Source organism: Alkalibaculum bacchi (assembly GCF_937875145.1).
GTDB lineage: Bacteria > Bacillota > Clostridia > Eubacteriales > Alkalibacteraceae > Alkalibaculum > Alkalibaculum bacchi_A.
Map to the genome: position 1 here is coordinate 1 of NZ_CALNCS010000010.1, position 6,235 is coordinate 6,235.

Sequence of the window (6,235 nt, forward strand, 5' to 3'; positions counted from 1 at the left end):
CTCGCCTTAAGGCGAGTTCCCTGATTTTGAAGTTTTTGTTGACCACCTGACCACCCGACTACCTGACCACCTCATTTTAAAAGATTTCCCCCTTAAAGCAAAAATTCTGCGATATTTTTATTACCCCTACAAAACAACTTCATATTTTGATATAATGTATCTTTAAAACAGACGAGGTGAAAAATGTTAGAAAAGTATTTTAAAATCATGACATACGGTTGTCAGATGAATGAAAATGATTCTGAGAAAATTTCTGGATTGCTAAAAGATTTAGGTTATCAGCCTACAGATGAAGATAACAAGGCTGATATGGTCATACTCAATACTTGTAGTGTTAGAGAGAATGCAAATGACAAATTTTTTGGTCATCTAGGTAAATATAAAAAATTAAAAGAACAAAAGCCAAATTTAATTTTATCCATTTGTGGATGTATGATGCAACAAGAAGAAATCGTCAACGAAATTAAAAGAAAATATCGTTTTGTAGATTTAATTTTTGGAACTCACAATATTCACGTGTTTCCAGATTTACTATCTGATTTTTTAGAACGTAGGGAAATGGTCGTCAATGTTTGGGAAGATGGCGAACAGATTGTAGAAGGTTTGCCTACAGATCGCAAATACTCTTTTAAAGCTTATGTATCTATTATGAATGGCTGCAACAATTTTTGCAGCTATTGTATTGTGCCTTATACTAGGGGAAGAGAGCGCAGTAGGGAGCCTGAAAACATCGTAAAAGAGGTTCAGTCTTTAGCCCAGTCAGGTTGTAAGGAGATTACTTTATTAGGTCAAAATGTTAATTCTTATGGGAAAACTTTGGACAATCCTATTTCCTTTGCTGGACTACTTCGAAAACTATGCAAAGTGGATGGCATTGAGCGCATTCGCTTTATGACTTCTCATCCAAAGGATCTTTCTGATGAACTCATAGAGACTATTGCAGAAGAAGAAAAAGTATGCAATCACATTCACTTGCCTTTCCAAGCAGGTAATAGTAGGATTTTAAAAGTGATGAATCGAAAGTATACAAAAGAAGATTACCTTGCTTTAGTGGAAAAGATCAGAAAGAGAATTCCCAATATCGCCATTTCTACAGATATTATCGTGGGATTTCCAGGGGAGACAGAAGAAGAGTTTCAGGATACAATTGATGTAGTTCAAAAATGCAAATTTGATTCTGCATTTACTTTCCTTTACTCTGTTAGAGGTGGTACTCCAGCTGAAAAAATGGAAGAACAAATAGACGAAGATGTAAAGCACGACAGATTAAACCGACTTTTAGATGTGCAAAATGATATTGGAAGAGAGCTTAATAGCGTCTATGACGGAGAAGAGGTTCTGGTTTTAGTAGAAGGGCCAAGTAAAAATAATCCGAATAAATTAGCAGGTAGAACAGATACCAATAAATTAGTTAATTTTACTGGAGATGAAGGATCCATTGGTCAAATTGTGAAAGTAAAGATAACTGGAATAAAGAGCTTTAGCTTAGACGGTGTTCAGGTATAACTGAAGGGAGGTGTGATTATGGCAGGTTTGACGCCTATGATGCAGCAGTATTTAGAGATTCACGAGCAAGTAAAAGATGCCATACTCTTTTTCAGATTAGGAGATTTTTATGAAATGTTCTTTGACGATGCCATAACCGCATCGAGAGAGCTAGAGATTACGCTGACGGGTAAAGATTGTGGCTTAGAAGAAAGGGCGCCCATGTGTGGCGTTCCTTATCATGCTAGTGAAAACTATATTGCAAAGCTCATCGAAAAAGGCTACAAAGTAGCAATCTGTGAGCAAGTAGAAGATCCTAAGCAGGCGAAAGGTTTAGTGAAAAGGGAGATTGTGCGAGTAATCTCGCCAGGAACCGTCAACGATGGAAAGTTGCTTCAAGGAAAAAACAATAATTTTCTTATGAGTATATACTACAATATGACGGATTTTGGCATAGGTATAGTAGATGTTTCTACAGGAGAGTTTCGGACTTCACAAGTCATCCGTGCAAAAAATCCAAAGGAAAAGCTACTTGATGAAATTGCAAAATACAAGCCTTCGGAGATGATCGTTAATACGGTTCTCTTTAAAGATAAATGGCTCATGGAAAATATAGAAAAAAGATTTGACTCTTATGTAAATATTCTTCAAAATAAATACTTTAATTTAGAGAGCAGCAAAGACATCATAAAAGAGCAGTTTTCTGTATACTCTATGACAGGTTTAGGGATTGAAGCAGATGAGTATTCTATTCGAGCAAGTGGTGCTTTACTAACGTATTTACAAGAAACTCAAATGAGGGCTTTATCTCATATTGATAAATTGCAAAGATACGTAGTCGATGAATATATGGCTATGGATCTTTCTACTAGACGAAATCTTGAATTGACGGAAAATATGCGCACAAATGACAAAAAAGGTAGCCTTTTAGAAGTGCTAGATAAGACTCAAACGTCTATGGGGGGACGAAAGCTAAAAGACTGGATTCATCAACCTATAATAGATGTAGAAAATATCAACTATCGACTAGATGCAGTAGGCGCTATCTTAGAAGATGTGTCCCTTCAGCTTAAACTAGAGAAGGATTTAAAAAACATCTACGATTTAGAAAGATTAATTAGCAAGATTTCCTTTGGAAACTGTAATGGAAGGGATTTTTTATCATTAAAAAATTCTCTCTCTATGATTCCTTCTCTCAAAGAAACATTATCGAGTCTAGATAGTGATTATCTTCAAAAATTAAATACACAATTAGATCCACTAGAAGATATTAGGGATTTAATTGAAAAGAGTATTCATCCAGAGCCACCTATTAGCGTGAAAGAAGGAAATATTATACGCAGTGGCTACAATGAAGAAGTAGATTATTATAGGGAAATTAATGTATCCGGGAAGGATTTTATTTTAAATTTAGAAAATGCAGAAAAAGAAAAAACGGGCATAAAATCTTTAAAAATCAAGTTTAATAAAGTCTTTGGCTATTATATTGAAGTAACAAAGACGAATCTGGATTTAGTGCCAGAAAACTACATTCGAAAGCAAACATTAGCGAATGCTGAACGGTATTATACAGAGGAACTAAAGGATATTGAAAGCAAAATTTTAAACGCAGAAGAAAAGGTAATTGACTTAGAGTACGATATTTTTCAAGAAATACGCAATATTGTTCTAGAAGGCGTACAAAGAGTCAAAAAATCTGCAGAGATCATCAGTATTGTAGATGTGCTCTTCTCTTTTGCCAAAGTGAGCTATGAAAACAATTATGTAAAGCCCATTGTTTATTCTGGAGATGAAATACTGATTTATGAGGGTCGCCATCCTGTAGTAGAAAATATGATGGACAAAAAAGATTTTGTGCCCAATTCTGTATCATTAGATTGTAATGACAATCGAATGCTACTTATTACAGGGCCTAATATGGCTGGAAAATCTACTTTTATTAGGCAAGTGGCCATTATTACTTTAATGGCTCAAATAGGCTGTTATGTTCCAGCGGAAAAGGCAAAAATTGGAGTTGTAGACCGAATCTTTACTAGGGTAGGGGCATCGGATGATTTGGCATTAGGTCAAAGTACCTTTATGGTTGAGATGAGCGAGGTTTCAAATATATTAAAAAATGCCACACATAATAGTTTGATTATTTTAGACGAAATTGGAAGAGGGACAAGTACTTTTGATGGGCTAAATATTTCGGACCCTGTTGCAGAATATATACACGATAAAGAAATAATTGGCGGCAAAGCTTTATTTGCTACCCATTACCATGAGCTAACTCAATTAGAGGCTTTATTAGAAGGGGTCAAAAATTACTGCATAAAAGTTCAGGAAAACCAAGATGGCGTGATTTTCTTAAGAAAAATCATTCCAGGAAGTGCGGACCAAAGCTATGGTATCGAAGTAGCCAAATTAGCAGGACTTCCAGAGCAAGTGATCACGAGAGCTAGGGAAATCTTAATGGGTTTAGAGAGTAGCGAAGATGCTAAAGTGCCTCTAAGAAAGACAAAAGAGCTTCAACATCCAAAAGCAGAAGTTAATCTCTTCAATTACCAAGATAAACAGATCATCGAAGACCTAAAGGCTCTCCCTATAGAAGATATGAGTCCTATAGAGGTTATGAATTATGTGTATAATTTGAAGAAAAAAATTAATTAGGGTAGTAAGAATGCAAGGTGGTGATAAAATGCCAATACAAGTATTAGATCATGAAACGGCCGCTAAGATTGCGGCGGGGGAAGTGATTACGGATCCTGGGGCTGTCATTAAAGAGCTGGTAGAGAACAGCATTCTCTATTCTTGGAAAGGGTATAACCATTGGTTGGAAGTGATTACGGATCCTGGGGCTGTCATTAAAGAGCTGGTAGAGAACAGCATCGATGCGGGTAGTACTCGAATCGATATTTCCATTGTCGATGGTGGTAAAAAGGAAATTACAGTTATGGACAATGGCAGTGGCATTATGTCCGAGGAAGTATCTCTGGCTTTTGAGCGCCATGCTACGAGCAAAATTCATAGATTAGAAGATTTATATGAGCTCAACAGCCTAGGCTTTCGAGGAGAAGCCCTGCCTAGTATCGCTGCCATCTCAAAAGTGAGCGTAAAAACTCAATCGAGAAAGGAAGACTTAGGCAGCTATGTGAGAGTCGATGCCAACAAGACTCATATCATCCGTAGAAGCTTTAGCCCAGGCACATCTATCAGTGTAGAAGATATTTTTTACAATACGCCAGCCAGGTTAAAACATATGAAAAAATCTAATGAACTTTCAAAGGATATCATACAGCTAGGAGAAAATTTAGCTCTATCCCATCCAGATATTTCATTTTCTCTAACCGTAGATGGCAAAACTGTTCTAAAGACTCCTGGAGACGACAGTCTTCACAACTGTATTTACAGTATTTTTGGAAGTGAATTTGGAGACTCTTTAATAAGCATCGATTACGAAAATAAGCCCTTGATGATATCTGGTTTTTTAGGAAAGAGTAATTATACCAAAAGCAGCAGGAAGTACCAATACACATATATTAATAATCGTTATGTAAAAGATGCAAAGATTTCTAGGGCAATTGAAGAAGCATATGAAAATTCCATTATGATCAATCAACATCCTGTGTTTATTGTAAATATTAATATTCCACCTCATATGTTAGACGTAAATGTACACCCATCGAAGACGAAAATTAAGATACTAAATGAAAGCTTGATTTTTCTTCTTATTAAAGATGGAATTCGGAAAACCTTAAGAGACAATGCGACAGTAAAAGAAATCACGCCTAAAGTAGAAAAAGTGTATTCAGAAGACAAGAATATTGTACAGCAGGAGATAACTCCTCTTTTAGCTCAAGAGGCACCAAGTAAAGTTGAAGTATTGCCAAAGAAGGTAACGCAAAAAAATAGTAGTTCTCCTGAGCTTCCTAAAGACACAAATATTGGTCAATGGAAACCTCAAACGAAAGAAAAAGATCTGTTTTTACCCATAAAAGAGGAGAAACAAAAGAGCAAAGTGCCAGAAGATAATTCATTACCTGCAGAAAAACCAAAAATCAATCACGAATTTGCAGATTATTTTAAACATACGAATGTAGTAGGTCAGTTGTTTCATACCTATATCTTATTCGAAGGTGAAGATTATATTCTTCTCATGGATCAACACGCTGCCCACGAAAGAGTCCTCTTTGAAAATCTCTCTCAAAAATTAAAAAGTGGAGATAAGATTACCCAGCAAGTCATTCCCGTTAATATAAAATTGCCTCCTAGCGACTATGCTCTTCTTATGAATCATGTAGATGTGTTTGAAAATATTGGTTTTGAATTTGATGAGTTTGGGGACAATACAATCTGCTTACGTGGGGTTCCCATCTTTTCGAATAAAGTACAAGACAGCTCTTTGCTTTTAGAAATCCTTCAAGAAGTGGATAAAAAGGTTGATATAAAAAAAGTAGATGCTTTTCAAGAGCTGGTCATCAGGATTGCTTGTAAAAAGGCCATCAAAGCCAATAAGAGATTAAGTCCACAAGAAATCACTTCATTAATCGATTCTTTAATCGCTTGTGATTATCCTTTTACATGTCCTCATGGAAGACCTATTTTAGTGAAGTTAACAAAATATGAGTTCGAAAAGCAATTTAAAAGAATCCAATAGGAGATAAAAATGAAAGAGAAATTGATCGTTTTAGTGGGTCCTACAGCATCGGGTAAGACAGATATGGGAGTTCGCTTGGCTAAGAAAATAGATGGTGAAATCATCTCTGCG

3 protein-coding genes and 1 pseudogene are annotated in these 6,235 nt (G+C 35.9%); all 4 read left to right on the forward strand.

Annotated features, from left to right (window positions below):
* The first annotated feature begins 183 nt into the window (after positions 1-183).
* Positions 184-1,506, forward strand: a complete 1,323-nt coding sequence (miaB, locus tag Q7P22_RS00675) for a tRNA (N6-isopentenyl adenosine(37)-C2)-methylthiotransferase MiaB (protein WP_113921117.1) — start codon at positions 184-186, stop codon at positions 1,504-1,506.
* A gap of 18 nt (positions 1,507-1,524) precedes the next feature.
* The gene (gene mutS / locus Q7P22_RS00680; protein ID WP_303859629.1) at positions 1,525-4,137 is read left to right on the forward strand and encodes a DNA mismatch repair protein MutS; all 2,613 of its coding nucleotides are present in this window, start codon (positions 1,525-1,527) and stop codon (positions 4,135-4,137) included.
* Positions 4,138-4,165: 28 nt separating this feature from the next.
* The gene (gene mutL / locus Q7P22_RS00685) at positions 4,166-6,124 is read left to right on the forward strand and encodes a DNA mismatch repair endonuclease MutL (protein WP_303859630.1); all 1,959 of its coding nucleotides are present in this window, start codon (positions 4,166-4,168) and stop codon (positions 6,122-6,124) included.
* A gap of 9 nt (positions 6,125-6,133) precedes the next feature.
* A pseudogene (locus Q7P22_RS00690) lies at positions 6,134-6,235 on the forward strand (tRNA (adenosine(37)-N6)-dimethylallyltransferase MiaA); the annotation flags it as partial.